The organism is Paenibacillus septentrionalis (genome assembly GCF_042659865.1).
In the GTDB taxonomy this organism is placed as follows: Bacteria; Bacillota; Bacilli; order Paenibacillales; family Paenibacillaceae; genus Pristimantibacillus; species Pristimantibacillus septentrionalis.
Genome location: NZ_JBHSTE010000001.1, coordinates 961,791 through 978,667 on the forward strand (window position 1 = coordinate 961,791; position 16,877 = coordinate 978,667).

The window sequence follows — 16,877 nt, forward strand, 5'->3', positions numbered from 1 at the left end:
GCACGTAGCCATTTCAGCTAGTGCGCCTATCCTGTCCGTTCTTATACGGCCTGACATGTTGCTTATCCCTGATCGTTTTCATTCAGATGAATACAAATCGTTACTTTGAGACCACCCATTACGCTCCTTTCAAGTTTCAAGCCGCTGCCTTCACCAAACGTCAATTGAAGACGTCGGTGAATATTGATCATTCCTGTCATTTCTCTCATTTCATTGACTTTCTCTAAGCTTTGCTGCAGCTCTTCCAATTTCTCATTTGATAAATGCTCACCGTTATCCTCAATCATGATCGTTATGCCCTGTTCTTGTTTGTCAAAAGATACGACAAGCAGTCCATTTTCGCTTTTTTTCTCCAAGCTATGCTCATATGCATTTTCGATAATGGGCTGGATAATAAGTCGAGGAACCTTTATAGAAGCACACGCTTCCGGAAGCTCGTCAAATTGGACGTGTAATCGGCGTGAAAATCTCAGCTGCTGAATTTCCGTATATACACGAGAATGCTTCGTCTCCTCATGTAACGTTACAAGATCATCGCCATTACGTGTTATAAATCTAAAATATTCCCCCAGCATTACTGTAAATTGCTCAATTCGGTCCACATCCGAAACCTTGGCCAAAGAATTTAATATGAAGAAGCTGTTATACAAAAAATGCGGATTGATTTGCGACTGGAGCTGTTTTAATTCTGAGCGCTGCATCATCATTTTTTGCTTATAATCCTGATCAATTAGCATTTTCAGCTTCACTAGCATCTGGTTGAATCTTGTGTACAGGAAGCCAAACTCATCCCGGTTGTCATGGTCGATCGGAATATCCAGCTCCCCCTCCTCCATTCGTCTGAAGCTTTGAACGAGCAGCAGCAAGGGCTTATGAATAAAGCGATACGTAAAATAAGTTACGACGATAATGGCGATGAGGCAGGCTAAAGCAAATAGCCACGCCCACTGATAGAAAAAATGCAGGGGGCGTTTTACCGTTTCCTCAGGCAAATACGTTACAATCGTCAGCTTTAATTTTGGAGAGTACACGCTGTCGATATGATACATTGTTCCACTATTGTTAAGCAGCGAAGTGCTGTTGCGCGCTTCTTTAGTTTGCATAAGATAGCTTTGCATAATAGGCTTGGCATACTCATGGTTCATTACTCGAAAGCCTGTCGTATCTGAAAATAAAAATGCTCCACTATTATCATAGAGACTGATTTGCTGCAAGGAATCACTCAGCTTATTCGAATCGAGATTAATTTGAATAATGTATAACGGTGCTTGTCCTTTCTTCCCTCCATACTTTGCAGCGATAAGATGCAAGGAAGAGTTAAGGTAGGTTAGCCGTTCTCGGTATTTCGACATACTCGATGACAGCTTTTCATAGTGTTGCCGATCCAAATCAACCACAGCGTTTTGAGCTGAAATCGTCTTTCCAATCGCATCGATATGAATTTTGATATCTTGGATATATGAGCTGCTATTCTTAAAAGAGGTAAGACGATGCAGCAAGTACGTAAGACTTTCACGCTGCTCCACACTACTCATCAATTCCCATGTCACGCCAAGCTTGTTCAGTTCATTGTCCTCAAGCAAATCATGCTGCTGCAGCTCCATCCACTCGATTTCTCGATTCAAGTCTTCCAGGTAATAATTAAGCTGAGTTACTGTAGCCCTTGATATATCTTCACTTGCATTATTATAGCTCCAATAATATAAATAAAAGCCTAATAAAATAATCGGAAAAATAACTAGAACATACGTAATCAACAGCCGAAAAAATATCGTATTTCGTAATGAAGTTACTGGGAATTTGATCAAGGCCGATTCCTCCGCAATACTTATAATCCTTACCGATTTTGAGAATACCAGTCATTCACTTCCTGTGTAATGCGATCTCCTCCTAATTTTTTCCACCTATCAACAAAACGATCAAACTCGTCAATAGGATTTCCTAGAATAATATTAATGTAAGCTTCATGCTGAAGATCATGGAGTATCTTCTGCGCTTCAATCATCGTTTCTGTTGGAACGCCTGTAAATTTTTCATATAGCAGCTGATCATTTTCCTCATATTGTACCAATATGGAAAATGCGCCATCTGGACCGTAGGTTTTTTCCCAGCCCCATCCCGAGGACATATTAGCTCCACCTGCATGATACGTATCAATCAACTTTTTTATCATTCTTGCTTCAGAATCAAGCTCGCTCCAATCTCCAGTATAACGAGCAGCCTCCAGTTGACGATAAGCGTCTATATTCTTTCTGGCGGGGAATGGCGTAACAGGAGACAGCTGCCATGCAGCAAAAGGTGTGCTGTAATACGTTTCGTACTCGGCTGTCTTGCCCCAATTCTTTTCCAAATGCAAGTTTATTAGTTTCACGATAGCTTCCGGGTGTTGAAAATCCTTACGCACAGCAAAAAATTGCCACGTATTGAATTTTAATGGTACTTTGGCTGGCTCATCACTTACAGATACAATAGGGAAGGCCTGCCAGTCCACATCTGGATCACTAGTACGACTGCTTTGTACTAAAAAAGAAGCCCACTGCTCGCCATATACCATGCCGATTTTGCCGTTTGCGATGCGTTCCTTCACTTTATTGCCATTCATAAAGGAGAACTCGGGATCAATTTCCCCGTTCTGATACATCTGCCGCAAAGCCTGGAGGGCATCTTTAACTTCTGGCTGAACCCCTCCAAAAACCAGCTCGCCCGCTTCATTTTCAATCCATATTTCAGGAAATGCGTTGTATCCAGCCATGAAGCCCTTGACTCCCATGGTAGGATCCCATAAATAATTCGTTAGCGCTAATCCAAACGTATCATCCTTCCCGTTTTGGTCTGGATCCCGCAATGTAAACGCTCTCGAAATTTCCAATACATCATTCATCGTTTTAGGTGGCTGTAATCCCAGCCGATCGAGCCAATCGGTACGAATCCATATATACATCGCACCTTCAATCGAAGAATTCGATTCAGGTATTCCCATCAATTTGCCGCCAATTGTTGCAGCATCGAAGGGACCACTGCCTTCTTGATTAAGAATATCTTTCGTAAATGGCGTGGCATACTTCTCATACACATCTGTCAGCTCTTGAATTAACCCTGCATTGCTTAACAGCCTTAATTGTTCTGAGGACACTTTAATAATATCTGGAAGTTGTCCTGATGAGATGGCGAAGTTAAGCTTCTGTCGATAGAAATCTCCATTAGCAGTCCAATCATAATCGATCTGAATGCCAAGTACTTGTTGGTATAAGCGAGACCATCTATTGTCCTCCAGCGTTTCTCCTGGGAGACTACTAAGCAAATCGTTAAAGTCCGTACCGATGTCACGTACAAAGGAAACGTTTATCGGAGGATCATACTTACTTAACCCTATCTCATCATACAAAATTTCATCATGGAAGTTTTTCTCTTGATCAAGCTCATCGCGGTCAATACTCGTTCGGTAGCTAATATAAGCAGATAGCATAAAAATTCCAATTATAACAAAAGACAAAATACGTATTTTAGACTTAATAGAATTTCGCAAGCTTCTCCCCCACTTCACATTAACGTATTTACCTACCAGCTATGAGCTGTGCTTACCTTTTCTCGCATCTGAAGGCGTCATGCCCATATACTGCTTGTAAAGCTTAGTAAAATATGCTGCATTTTCACAGCCTATGCTGCTCGCAATCTCACTTATCGTTTCTTCACTATACTTTAGCATTCTCTCTGCCTCTGTTAAACGGCAAATATTTACATATTCGATAAAAGTTCTACCTGTCAGCTTCTTGAATTGTTTGCAAAAATAATAAGGATCAAGGCCAACCATCGCTGCAGCCTGTTTAACAGTTGGTTTCTCTGCATAATGAAGCTTGACCCATTTAATAAGCTGCTTGAATCGATCTCGATTGGCAAAATAGGGCTCTTGAGCCTTTGAGGGCTGCTTATGGTTGCGAGCCAGCTGTACTAGCCAAGCATATAGCTTAGCTTTAACGATCAATTGATAGCCGGCTTCTTTTTTTAACAATTCATCTGTGACCCTTTTCAATTCCTCCTGCAACTCGACTGAAAAATAAGGTTCCTTAGAAACTAAATATGGAAAATGATTTTTCCCCTCCAAATACATGGAGAGCAGCTGAACATGGATGGAGTCATCCATCCATTCCTGGAACAAAGCGGGGTTAAACACGATACAGTCAATTTCAACCTTTTCTTCGCTTTGAGAATAGCCGACATGCAGACTACCTCCTGGAACTAAAAGCACATCTCCCGTTCTTGCCTCTATTGGCTGGCTGTCGATATAAAATAAGGCTTGGCCTGACTTGACGATAATTAATTCCAAATGGGCATGCCAGTGCAAATATAAAATACAGTCGCCTATTTTTTTATTCGTTGGTCGATTTTGAAAAAGTTGAATCGGATAAGCACGCTGGGACATGTGCGTATCCTCCCACAGTTCTTTTCGATAGCTCATGCGTCATACCTCCACAATATTAGAGAAAGTTCCGCCAATTTCAGATAGAGCAACCTTAAAACGTCTTATCTATAATAGAGTTGCTAGCAATACTATATGACAATATTGGAGTGATAACAATAATGAAACACGAGATCACAATTGGTACATTAGTAGGCGGCAATACTGCAACTTCTATTATTCCGCAAATTGTCGGTCATGGATTTGAATCGTTCAATTTAACGTTTTGGCAATCGACAGGGCAAACAGACTTAAAGGAACTGGCTAAGCAAGTTCGTGCGTTGGCAGACGAACATCAATTCACGATCTCAGCTATAAGCGTTTTTGGAAACCCGCTGACTGGTGAAGGCGACAGCTCCGATACTTTAGCAAGCTGGAAGCGCTTAATCGAGCACGCTCCATTGTTTGGTACAGATATCGTATCCGGCTTTACTGGGCGAATTCCTAACCGTCCCATTGATGAATCCATTCCCGTTTTCAAGGAGGTATTTGGCGACCTGGCTGAGCGGGCAGCTGACAAAGGCGTGCGCTTAGCGTTTGAAAATTGCGATATGGGCGGAACATGGGATCGCGGAGACTGGAATATTGCCCATAATCCTACTGCGTGGGAAATGATGTTCAACGCTGTGCCCGCCGACAACATCGGTCTTGAATGGGAGCCTTGTCATCAAATGGTCAGCTTGATTGACCCTATTCCTCAGCTTAGAAAATGGGTTGATAAAGTTTTTCATGTGCACGGCAAGGATGCAACGATCGCTTGGGACATCGTGAAGGAATATGGTATTCATGGACCTAAAAACTTTGTCTGGCATCGTACGCCAGGCTTTGGCGACAGCAATTGGAGCGACATTATTACGATTTTGCGTCAACATGGCTACCAAGGAGCCATTGACATTGAAGGCTGGCACGACCCCGTTTATAAGGGCGAACTAGAAATGACGGGACAGGTGCATGCACTCAACTATTTAAAAACTTGCCGCGGCGGCCAATTTATTGCTAACCCTGTAGAGGGGGCATCATTATGAGCTATAACGTAATTATTGCTGGTTGCGGCAGTATGGCGCATGTGTGGGCTGACTACGCCTTAACAAGAAGCGATACACGCATCGTCGGCCTGGTCGATATTAATCCTGATGCAGCCGCTCGATTTGCAACGCAAAAGCAGCTGGCATGCCCTATTTTTACTGATTTGTCAGAAGCCATCCATGCTACAGGAGCAAATCTTGTATTTGACATTACAATTCCTGCAAGCCACTATGGGATTGCCTCTACTGCGATGAAGCTTGGCTGCGACGTATTCAGTGAAAAGCCGCTTGCGGAATCGCTTGAGCAATGCTTGGAGCTTGTCCAGCTTGCTAAAGAAACAGGACGAACACATGCCATCATGCAAAATCGAAGATTCGATCCAAGAATTCGTTCGCTTCGACAAATGATTGAAAAGCAAACGATAGGCACAGTCGGTTTTACAAGTGCCGATTTCTTTTTAGCGCCGCATTTTGGCGGTTTCCGAGACGCGATGGAAAGTCCGTTGCTGCTCGATATGGCGATTCATACATTCGATCAAGCAAGATATCTAATCGGTGCTAATCCAATATCGGTATACTGCCATGAATTCAATCCGAAGGGGTCCTGGTATCAAGGGAATGCCATGGCATTATGCATCTTCGAGATGGCTGACGGTTCTGTGTTTGATTACCGAGGCTCATGGTGTGCCGAAGGAGCTCCAACGTCATGGGAAGCATCGTGGCGCATTGTAGGCGACCAAGGAACTGCTATCTGGGATGGTCATGGTGAACCATATGCCGAAATCGTCAAACCGGAGCCGCAAGCTGGAAAGTTCCTGTATGAACATGAGCGTGCTGCTTCCGAGCCTATTTCAATGCAATTAACCTTTCATCATGGTTGCCTTGAGCATATGTTTGATTCGCTAGGGCAAGGTACACAGCCTGAAACCTATAGTGGAGACAATATTTACAGCATGGCGATGGTGCTTGCAGCTCTCGAAAGTGCCAAGTTAGGCCAAAAAATTGATATTCGCACATTTTTATAACAGCAGCATTTACAATGCATCTAAAGCCATCCTCTTGGAAAACAAGCACAAGGGATGGCTTTTGGCATTTATAATGGACTATTCAGGATTATACTGCTTCGATAAGCATCACAGATCTCGGTACTCCTGCGGTGTCATACCTGTTGCTTTTTTGAAAAATCTTGTAAAGGAGTGTGCTGCTTCATATCCCACCTGAAGGGCAACTTCACGTATTTTCAAATCTGCGTTTCCTAACAGCTCTTTTGCTCTTCTAAGCCTGCATTCATCAATATATTCTGACAGCTTAACGCCTTTCTCCTGCTTGAATAATCGTGATAAATAAGAAGGATTAAAATAATGGACCTCCGCAAGCCTAACTAAAGATAAATCTTCACTTAGATGCTCATGGATATAGTTACAAATTTTATCAATAACAGATGAGGCTCGATCTCGATCATCCGAATGCTTGTTAGAAAAAATTTTTTCAGCAATCATTCGTATATATCTAAAGCCCTCCTTCATTGAAGCGTGGGCGTCTAAACGCATTAATTTGTTCATATCCGTTAGCTGTTCATTCAATTGATATCGGTTCATATATGACAGCATCATTAATGAAAGGCTGTAGTATACTTCCATAGAACGAAGAGCGGAATCATTATGGTTTAACGTATAAGACTCAATTTCTTCAAATGATTCCATAAACTCTTTAATGCGCCCTGCTTCAAGATGAAGAGTCATCATTTCCACCTTTGGCCCAATCCTGAATCCTTCTGAGCTGGATGAACATGAAAGAGTAAGGGAATGAGCAACTTGAATAACCGGAATGCCTTCACTAATATGCATTCTCTGGAGCTGGCGCAAAGCTTCATACTGGCTGGATACCTGTTCCCAGTTGCACGGTTTTCCACTCATCGTAAAAGAGAGGTCGACTCCAAGCGTGGCTTGACAGGCTTGTTGGATAAGCTCAAGCGTCCCCTCAACATAAGTCGTGATCCGACCACCTAGCATTTGCCCTGCTTGCATAGAGGGTTGTAGAAACCATATTAAATCGCCATGTTTATCAATAACAGCTGTACTATTAATTTGATCAGACATAAATGAATCCCATATTTGCCGAACTAATGACAGATTATCCACTTTTTGAAGATAGGACAAATCAGTCGTATAGGCAAAACGACCGAGAACAATCAGAACCCTTTCATCAGCACGAAGGTTAATATCGAAATGTTTAAATTCATGCTCGAGCATTTCAAGCGAGCGTTCAACGGTCTCGTCATAGCCATCGAGAATAACCTGTCTAAAATACTCTCCCTGAGCAATTGAGACTAACGCGTCCTTCTGCTCGACCGATTGCTTGAGCAGATGATTGATTTGGTGATCGTATTTAATTTCATCGATGACCTCTTGAATTGTTTGCATTACCTTGTTATAGCCTTCTGTTTTTAGTAGATACTTTACATTCGCTTTTTGCAACGCCTGATAGGCATACTCGAACTCACTGTAGCCCGTTAGAAATACGACTCTGCATCTCGGCCAATACGTGTGTATCTTCTCCATTAGCTCAAGTCCACTCATTCCTGGCATACGGATATCTGACAATACAATATCTATTCTTGTGCGAGACATCCAATCCAGAGCTTCCTTCGCTGAAAAAGCTTTGTATACATCCAATTCCTCTTGCATGGACTGATTAAAAACCTCATACAATGTTTGCGTAATGATCTCTTCGTCATCTACTATTAACAGTCTGTACATTACAAACGACTCCTTTTGCTCTATCTGCAATGGCTATGCATACATGACATATGGCGATCAAAATAAACTCAATATTGGAAAGCGCTTACATATATATAGATACATACAGTTATTTTTCATATATTTTGTTATTATCATAAATTAATAAGCATAATGCAATATGCATTTTTTTATTTATATTGGCATCTCTTTACTTTCTTATTAACTTTTATGTTTTTTTCATAAAAAATCAATAAATAAGCTTCCTTTGCTTCTCATCTCTTCTTTGCTATCTTTCATCTATTAGGTTCCAACATTAGATTAACAAATTATATAATCGAATACTACTTTTATTAATCTAATTAAATCATAAGTTAAATGAGCTCTTAAGCGCAATAAGAAAAATCCAAAAGTTTCTATTTTTTTATTTACTACCGAAAATATACTTGGTATACTTTCGGTATAACTTAATGGAGGTGTTTTATGTTTAAGCCAGGGGTAACTGTATGGTACAGTGTGAAAAATTTACAGGAAAGTCTTGAATTTTATCAAGACAAGCTAGGTTTCTCATTACTTTTCCACGATTCCGAATCTGGGATGGCTATGGTTGGCACCACGACTGAACATTGCATTATTGGGTTTTCTGAGGCTCAAGAGGTTGTTCCTTCTACATCCTCTACTGTTTTTGAGGTGTACGACATCGAAGCTTCGAGAAAGGCTTTAGAACAAAAAGGTGTAACATTTATTGGGGAAACAGAAACTGTGCCTGAGATGGTAAAGCTAGCAACATTCATCGATCCTGACGGTCACAGTTTGATGCTATCTGAGGAACTGACACCCCTCTGAGTACAGAACAGCTTACATTACGACTCACTCAGGAACTGTCGGGACAATGGACCATCCCTATTTTGCTAGCTTTAGAAAGCTGCCGTGGTCGATTTACCCCGATGCAGCATCAGCTTCAAATTGCTCCCGCTCGACTAAGCGATAATTTGAAACGCATGGAGGAAAATGGACTGCTACAGCATCTGTCCCCTTATGAACGACGTCACCCCGCCTTGCCTGAGTATGTGCTTACCGAGAAAGGATTGCTATATAAGGAAGCGGCAAAAGCACTTCAGCATACAGAGGAAAAGCTTGGATTCGGCAGGTTGTCAGCAAAAGCATGGAATATGCCAGTTCTGCTTGCTTTGCATTACGAGCATGAACGTTTTCAGGACATACGGCACGCCTTGCAGCTAGTAACGCCACGCATGCTTTCTACTCGATTAGGCGAGCTTCATGATCTGGGAGCGATTAACAAGCTCCTCGAGGAACAACCACGGCCTACATTTTTATATCAGCTTCAGCTAAGCAGCAAGCCTTCTGTACATCAGCTCGCTCAAAATTTGGCTTCAATTCTATAGTAGCTTAGACTTCGGCGATATTAACTTGGTCAGCCTCTCCTCTAACTTCTTAAAGTCCGTTTCTTTAAGCAATAATTGCAATAACTCAGTTGCTATGGGCTTAATAAATCTATCCTTATGAAAAAGACACCAAACGTTCTACTAAGATAGAGCGTTGAGTGTCTTTTTTCATCTTGCAAACAATGTTTACACTATTTATAGCTTCACTGGCTCCATTAATCCATCTGAGCCAAACGTAATCGGATCAATACATACCTCGCGATGAAAGCCTTTGCCATCTCGGAAACGAGTTAGCGGCGTCACGAAGCGATGATAGGCCATCCAATATTGGTCAGTGCCAGGCTCCTTCATCATTGAATGATGTCCTGTACCAAGCATGCCTTTGTCCGCATTTTTCGATAGTATCGTATAATGAAATGTGACAGGGCCATACAGATGTTCAGATGTGCCATAATTAACATGATAATCCTCACTGCCCGTGTCATCGCAGGACCACGTAAAGTGATACAAGCCGTCCCGCTTCAACACAGTAACTGCTTCTCTAAAGTGATGTAAGCCTTCGAGATTAGCCATCGTCTCCTCTACCACGCTCACCATATCCTCGCCAAGCTGTACGATCGCTCCATCTCCATTGCCGAACAGCATGTAAGAGGTCCCATCTTCTTCTGTATAGATGGCTGGATCGATCGTCTGACCCATTTTAATGGACAATCGCTTCATTTGCTCCATCGTAATAAGAGGCTCAGGCATAGCAGTAAATGGTCCTGTTGGCGAATCGGCAACTGCTGCACCGATTGCGCTTTCGCCACTTTTTAATTTACCGCAAAAATAAAAATAGTATTTTCCATTTTTTTCAGCAATCGCGGGTGCCCAAGCGCTGCCAACTGCCCAAGGAACCTCGGGAGATTCCAGATCGACAATTATTCCTTCGTCCTGCCAGATCTTCATATCTGAAGAGGAAAACACGTGGAATTGCGTGCCTGACCAGCCGGAGAAACCATCTGTTGTCGGATACAGATAGTAACGATCGCCGAATTTCGCTAGATCAGGATCTGCGAATTGGCCTGGTAATACCTGATGGCCATCGCCATAAGCGGCAAGCAAGCGGTTACATTCTTCTCTAGTAATTTGAATGACACTGCCGTGACGCTTCTTAGTCGTGCCTAAGTCGAAGGCTCCATCCTCAACAATCCGAAATTCTCCAGAGTCCAAATTAGAAGTCAGCAGGGGCAGGTAGCCTTTGCCTTCAGCAAAGCGGTCTATAATTAAGCACCATTCCTCACGATCATTCAGCTTGAAAATTTGCGGACCTTCTACGCCATAGATAGCCTCTAGAGATGGAGCTGACACAGGTGCGAATGCCTCCATATCCAAGGAAGCTCCTTTTTCAAGGGTAATATTTTTCGTCGTTTCATCCTTGGACAAGCGATAATAATATCCCGCGTGTTCAATAATCGTCGTATCAATAATGTGATTATCCCGCTCAATATATAGCTCTGGCTCACTAAAGGTACGGAAATCATTCGTGCGGGAACAATATATTTTTTGCTTGCGCTCCTCGTGATCAAAGTCCCTTGTAGCTGATGCCCAAAATACTAGGAAGTTTTGCGCTTGCTCATCATAGATCGATTCCGGCGCCCATACGCAGCCCGCTCCTTCTATGCCGACCGTTACCGCCCAAGGCTCTGACCAGTTCACCAAATCCTCAGATTTCCAGATGATAATATCGCGGCTGCCTTCATTTACCGCAGTTCCCCAGCCTTTCCCGTTTGCAATACGAAGATCAGTAGCAATGATGTAGAAGCTGTTGTCTAGTGGAGAACGAATAATAAACGGATCACGCACCCCCTTCTCTCCTAGGCCTGAGAGTAGTATCGGCTGACCATTGTTTAGATCCTTCCAGTGCAAGCCGTTCTCGCTGTATGCAAAATAGACTTGTTCCCCATCAGGCTGTTCACCGATAAAATGAGCTAATAAATATCCATAATACTCTTCTGACATGATCATTCCTCCCATATCATCTTTGTAGCAGCTAAGCCTATTACATGAATTTATATCTACATAAACCACTTAACTATTATACTAAACTATCATATGTGTGAACACAATATTCTCGTTAAGCAAGTACGTAAAAAAGACATGAGCACATTATCCATTCAGCTTCATGTCTTTCTTCATAAAAATACCGTTTCCTTATATTCAATTGTTTACCTATGTGCACGTCTCCTGTCGTGAAACAACACGCTAGCTCGAGTGCTTCTTCTGCTCCAAGAGCAGCTGTTTTATTTCTTGCAGATCCTGCTTCAGCTCACGATTCTCTTGTAAAATACGATCAACACGCTCATCCCTGTCTGTATCATCCTCTTGACCGAGATAGCTCAATATGACTGCTACAACTAAATTCAAAATTACAAGAGCCCCAACAATAATAAATGATACAAAATAGATCCATGACCAAGGCAGTTCAGCCATAACTGGTCTTGCTACCTGACTAGCCCATGACTCAAATGTTACAACCTGCAACAAGGTAAATAAAGACTGATGAAAACTGCCAAAAAACTCATATGGAAGGACGTCGTTAAAAAACGTTGTCCCGATAATTGCATAGATGGAGAAAATAAGTAGTGTCAGTCCAAGTACTCCAGTTAGTGCCGGCAATGATCGAAGCAACGAGTCAATAATTTTACGCAATGATGGAATGGCTGGAATCATTCGAAAAAGTCTCAACACCCTAACCAAACGCAACGCACTGACAAAAGGAGTAGCCAAAAATGCTAAACTACTAGCTACTATTAAAAAATCAAAACAATTCCACCCATTAGAGAAAAACCGTTTGAAACCAAAACCAACCATCTTAATCATGATTTCCAGCACAAAAATGACAAGAATGATCTTTTCAATCACTAGTAGCCACGAATTGCCGGGGGTATACGTTTCAGCAACAACAACTACGCCATTCAAGAAAATAATACTCGTAATGATCATGTGAAAATACGAATGCTCGACCAATTTCTTAAACGCTTCACGCATCAACATTCCTCTTTTCTATCTCCTTACTTATCCATTTACCATACGTGTTTTTGGCTTCTTCGTTTCAGCTTATCTACTAAAAAAGAAAAAAAGCTAAAATCCAAGTTGAAAAATGTGTCTTGGATTTCAGCTTTTTTCATAATGACTGCTATTCTTTAGAAGAACCGTAATCGGTAATTTTCAATTTAACCGTAAAATCAACTGTTGACCGACTAAACACCTCATCCCAATCCTCCTTAACCTTTTTCCAAACCTTGGGATGGGTTATGCTTAGCCGTCTCCCGAAGCCAGCTACATCGACTTGAAATTCGTTTTGCAGCTTTTGAATAAGACCTTGAAGCATGTTCTCCAGCGTCTCTTCAAATATATCCTCTGCTTCTTTCAGAAAAACAATACTAGAGGCATCTATCTCACGGTCCCAGTTTTCGGTCAGCCTACCTTCGGAAGAAATATCGACATGAAAAGTAATGTGCTCTCCTTCAACTTTTGGCGTAATTTTGCTTTTCGACGTCTTGATTTCATATATTATGGTCTCATTTCTGTCATTTTTGCTTTTAAGTAACCCACCGCTGCTATTGCCTTGAATCCACGAAATACTGCCTACCTCATCCTGTGACAAATTGCCAATCCATTTTCCAGTTGAACCTTTAATTATGCCTGCACCCGCAAATTCGCTTTCGCCATCGTATGCCGCTATATTTTGTAAAATAAAGCTTTGTCGGGAGTACAAATACTGATCAATATTTGTAAAGGTAACTTCATTCATTATTTGATTATTCCTGAATTTGTTGCGTACCATGTCCCTTAGAGAAAAAGATGGTATTTCGTCAGGCTGACTGCTGTTTAATGCTTCATCAGCATCACTTCTTGACAAAAACACAAAGCAGCTTGGGCGAATATCATTATCACGCAGCATAAAATCAAGCACCTTGCCGACCTCGATTTGTTCAGCTAGCGCCTGTGATATGATAAATACCTTTAAATGATGACCTATCACCGCACGATCGCGGCGTGCGGAGTATTGACGAATAATCTCAAATACAGAATCTCCTGTTTCTGAAACATTCAAATACTTTTTCATACCGTTATCTTCATCTTGCTGTGGTCCTGAAACGGATTTCAACGGCACGAACTGAATCGTTGCTGTAATTAAAGGCTGAACAGCGGTTATGCCGCCTTGTTCCTCGAGGCGCGTTTCAGCTTTCGTTTCTTTGGCCAAATCAACAGCTATACCGACAAATACACTTCTCTCCTCGATTTCTTTGCTGCTCCAGCATCCTGACAGCATAAGTATTCCCAGTATCAATAGGGTAGCAAATATTGGTTTAGACATGTTGCTTCAATCCTTTTGTCCGAATTAGCCATACGATAGAAAGCGGCAGAGGAATTAAAAAAAACAATATTAACCCCACCCATCCAACGTATTCACCAACTGAAAATACATCATTAATTCGCTGAGGCATAACCCCTGAGATGTAGATGATTGGCATCAAGCCAAATGAAACCATATGCTGCTTAAACTTGAGCAGCTGAGATATACCTAATGAAGCGCTATAGTAATAGCAAGTGAAATTGCAAAACAATTGCATCATCCAAATAACCAGAAATGGAAACTCCAATCGTTCAAAAAACAATCCCGCCACTTCAAAGCTGCGCAGCAAATCAATCGTTGGCCATGTACTTAGCATCACTGCCTCCATCGACATGCCTCCAATGACAACGATAACGGTAACGAAATATAAAACAAGGGGAATGCCGAATCCCGCCACCATTGCCTTAACTGCTCTTTCGGGATGCTGCATATGAGCGACTAGAAACATTAACACTTCAAAGCCTGCAAAAACAAGAACGGTTGATTTTAATCCTTCCATTACAGGAAGCAAACCATCTCCTAAAAATGGTCGAAGATTGTCCAGTTGAAAAATTCTCATACTCAGTAGAAAGGAGACGATGAGCACGAACAAACTAATTGGAAATATAAGCTGAAATAAGCGAGCAATGGCATTAATGCCGCCAGTCAGCAAGTAACCGCTAATCCAAATAAAAGGCATGATAATGATCCATCTCGGTGTGCCTTCCAGTAAAAAGAACATCGTGACTTCAGCCAGCACTCGCATCTCATAGCCTGCTATCACAATAAAGTAAACAATTAGCAGGAGGTTAAGTACAAACGCTAGCGGTTTACCGATTATTTTACCTGCATATTGAAATACGGTTAGGTTAGGAAACTGCTGACTTAGCTTGACCATGACTAGAGCAAGCAATATGACAATGAATCCCCCAAGCAAAATAGAAATCCACGCATCCGGAGTCCCTGTTGCAATTACAACAGATCGAGGCATAGTTAGTATGCCTGCACCCAGCAGAGAATCTGTTAAAAAAATAGACGTCTGAGTGGTCGTTAGCTTATCATCCGTACGGGTAAACATTTAACTCCCCCTTGATTGATTATGGCCGCCGCTTTTTCTGCTGAGCCTTCAACAGATTGGGTCTATGCTTCATCAACGTAATTGGCAAACGAAGGAATAAATCCTTCCAATCATTTAAGCGATATGGTGCAATTGGCGTCACGTAAGGCACGCCAAAGCTTTTTAATCGAGTCAGATGACTGCATATAAGCAGGAAAAATAAAATCGTGCCATACATACCAAGCATAGCTGCAAAAAACATGCCAACGAAACGAAGCATGCGAAGTGTAATCCCCGCGCTATACATTGGAATAGCAAAGGATGAAATCGCTGTAACTGCAACAGCGATAACAAGAATCGGACTTACGATTCCGGCTTGAACAGCGGCATCTCCAATAATCAAACCACCGACGATACCCATCGCCGGTCCAATTGGCTTAGGCAGCCGTATTCCCGCTTCTCGTAAAATTTCAATCGAAATTTCCAATATTAAAACCTCTATAATGGAAGGAAAGGGAACAGCTTGCCTTGTCTCAATGATGGTGACTGCTAGCTCGGTTGGAATAAGCCCTGGATGAAAAGAAATAAATGAGATATACATGGCTGGCATCATCAATGCGGTAAATGCAACTATAAAGCGAAGTGTGCGCAGCAATGAACTGGATAGCCATCGCTCGTAATAGTCCTCTGGAGATTGAAGAAGCATACTAAACGTTACCGGTACGATAAGAGCGAATGGCGTTCCATCAAGCAGTAGCGCAATTCTGCCTTCAAGAAGTGCATTTATTACGCGGTCTGGTCGTTCCGTATTCTGAACCTGTTGAAACGGGCTTAGCCAATCGTCTTCAATCAACTGCTCGACATAACCGGATTCCGCAATAAAGTCCATCTTGACGGTAGCAACCCGATCATTCACTTCCTTCAACAGATCTTGATTCACGATTTCCTTCATATATGCAATAACCATATTTCGTTTGATTCTGCTTCCCACTTCAACCATTTTCATCTCAAGGTCTGATGATCGTCCATGCTGGCGAAGCAATGCGGTATTCTCACTTAGTACCTCTGTAAAGCCAATGCGTGGACCACGCAATAAAGCCTCGGAGGTCGGTTCATCGATCGATCTGACTTTTGGGGTAGGCTCACCAATGAGCAAAGCACTCTGCAATCCCTCGATAAGCAAAGCGGTAAAGCCGCGCAACACAAATTGCCCCAGCTCATTGATCTCCTTAATTTCATTCAACTTGCTTACTGGCAGCAGTCTTTCCTTCACATATGAAGTAAAATCTTCTCCTTGCAAGCTATAGCCCTCAGCCTTCTGAAAGCTGCTGTCCATCAAATTTTGCAGAACCTGCATATTGAGCAGCGTTTTATCCTCCATTCCTTCAACATAAATAAGAACGGCACGGCTGCTTCGCAGACTGATTCGAAAATCACGAAAGTTCACGTCGCTATTGCCGCCTATCATTTGCTTAATTGCCTCAAGATCGGTGTCGTAATTTCCCGTAAGTGAAGCCTTCTCTTGTTCCTCCTGGCTTTGCTCCTCATTTTGCTCCTCATTCGAGCCTTTATTTTTCCCCCACGTATACAAATGTCCATAGATTGCTTTTATAATAAGCGCGAACAGCAGCGTAGCAAGTGCCTGATTCCATGTTTTCCAATCAGGAAAATATTCCACTATTACATTCCACATCCTGATCATTCCCCCACTTATTTGTTAGGTTGGCTTATTTTACCCAACAGTTTTGTTATACATACAGATGCTAGCTGAGAACGGCTTGGCACAAAAAAAACACCGTTCACAAGGAACGGTG

Annotated in this window: 13 protein-coding genes; 4 read left to right on the forward strand and 9 right to left on the reverse strand. The window is 42.1% G+C overall.

Going from position 1 to position 16,877, the window contains the following annotated elements; genetic code table 11:
• Positions 1-62: 62 nt before the first annotated feature.
• The 3 genes from ACFP56_RS04390 to ACFP56_RS04400 form a co-directional block, all read right to left on the reverse strand.
• Entirely contained in the window at positions 63-1,808 is a 1,746-nt protein-coding gene (locus ACFP56_RS04390; protein ID WP_379231514.1) for a sensor histidine kinase, read from the reverse strand.
• A gap of 29 nt (positions 1,809-1,837) precedes the next feature.
• Positions 1,838-3,466 (reverse strand): extracellular solute-binding protein, encoded by a 1,629-nt coding sequence (locus ACFP56_RS04395; protein ID WP_379231786.1) that lies wholly within the window; start codon positions 3,464-3,466, stop codon positions 1,838-1,840.
• Positions 3,467-3,565: 99 nt separating this feature from the next.
• The gene (locus ACFP56_RS04400; protein ID WP_379231516.1) at positions 3,566-4,456 is read right to left on the reverse strand and encodes an AraC family transcriptional regulator; all 891 of its coding nucleotides are present in this window, start codon (positions 4,454-4,456) and stop codon (positions 3,566-3,568) included.
• A 122-nt stretch (positions 4,457-4,578) separates the two neighbouring features.
• On the opposite strand from ACFP56_RS04400, the gene ACFP56_RS04405 reads away from it, so the two are divergent.
• Both ACFP56_RS04405 and ACFP56_RS04410 read left to right on the forward strand, forming a co-directional pair.
• Positions 4,579-5,481: a sugar phosphate isomerase/epimerase family protein gene (locus ACFP56_RS04405; protein ID WP_379231518.1), complete on the forward strand. Its 903-nt coding sequence runs from the start codon at positions 4,579-4,581 to the stop codon at positions 5,479-5,481.
• Positions 5,478-6,506 (forward strand): Gfo/Idh/MocA family protein, encoded by a 1,029-nt coding sequence (locus ACFP56_RS04410; RefSeq protein WP_379231520.1) that lies wholly within the window; start codon positions 5,478-5,480, stop codon positions 6,504-6,506. The genes ACFP56_RS04405 and ACFP56_RS04410 overlap by 4 nt, the downstream gene beginning before the upstream one ends.
• A gap of 108 nt (positions 6,507-6,614) precedes the next feature.
• On the opposite strand, the gene ACFP56_RS04415 is transcribed toward ACFP56_RS04410, so the two are convergent.
• Complete coding sequence (locus ACFP56_RS04415; RefSeq protein ID WP_379231522.1) at positions 6,615-8,240, reverse strand: response regulator transcription factor; 1,626 nt, start codon at positions 8,238-8,240, stop codon at positions 6,615-6,617.
• Positions 8,241-8,702: 462 nt separating this feature from the next.
• On the opposite strand from ACFP56_RS04415, the gene ACFP56_RS04420 reads away from it, so the two are divergent.
• Complete coding sequence (locus ACFP56_RS04420) at positions 8,703-9,065, forward strand: VOC family protein (protein WP_379231524.1); 363 nt, start codon at positions 8,703-8,705, stop codon at positions 9,063-9,065.
• 35 nt (positions 9,066-9,100) lie between these two features.
• Positions 9,101-9,625, forward strand: a complete 525-nt coding sequence (locus ACFP56_RS04425; protein WP_379231788.1) for a winged helix-turn-helix transcriptional regulator — start codon at positions 9,101-9,103, stop codon at positions 9,623-9,625.
• 195 nt (positions 9,626-9,820) lie between these two features.
• Here the strand turns inward: ACFP56_RS04425 and ACFP56_RS04430 are convergent, their stop codons facing one another.
• The 5 genes from ACFP56_RS04430 to ACFP56_RS04450 all read right to left on the reverse strand — a co-directional run bounded on the left by ACFP56_RS04430 (position 9,821) and on the right by ACFP56_RS04450 (position 16,756).
• Complete coding sequence (locus tag ACFP56_RS04430) at positions 9,821-11,626, reverse strand: family 43 glycosylhydrolase (RefSeq protein ID WP_379231526.1); 1,806 nt, start codon at positions 11,624-11,626, stop codon at positions 9,821-9,823.
• A gap of 243 nt (positions 11,627-11,869) precedes the next feature.
• Complete coding sequence (locus ACFP56_RS04435; protein WP_379231529.1) at positions 11,870-12,655, reverse strand: ion transporter; 786 nt, start codon at positions 12,653-12,655, stop codon at positions 11,870-11,872.
• Positions 12,656-12,803: 148 nt separating this feature from the next.
• The gene (locus ACFP56_RS04440) at positions 12,804-13,988 is read right to left on the reverse strand and encodes a Ger(x)C family spore germination protein (RefSeq protein ID WP_379231531.1); all 1,185 of its coding nucleotides are present in this window, start codon (positions 13,986-13,988) and stop codon (positions 12,804-12,806) included.
• Positions 13,981-15,084: a GerAB/ArcD/ProY family transporter gene (locus ACFP56_RS04445; RefSeq protein ID WP_379231533.1), complete on the reverse strand. Its 1,104-nt coding sequence runs from the start codon at positions 15,082-15,084 to the stop codon at positions 13,981-13,983. The genes ACFP56_RS04440 and ACFP56_RS04445 overlap by 8 nt, the downstream gene beginning before the upstream one ends.
• A gap of 19 nt (positions 15,085-15,103) precedes the next feature.
• Positions 15,104-16,756 (reverse strand): spore germination protein, encoded by a 1,653-nt coding sequence (locus ACFP56_RS04450; protein WP_379231535.1) that lies wholly within the window; start codon positions 16,754-16,756, stop codon positions 15,104-15,106.
• Positions 16,757-16,877: the final 121 nt, after the last annotated feature.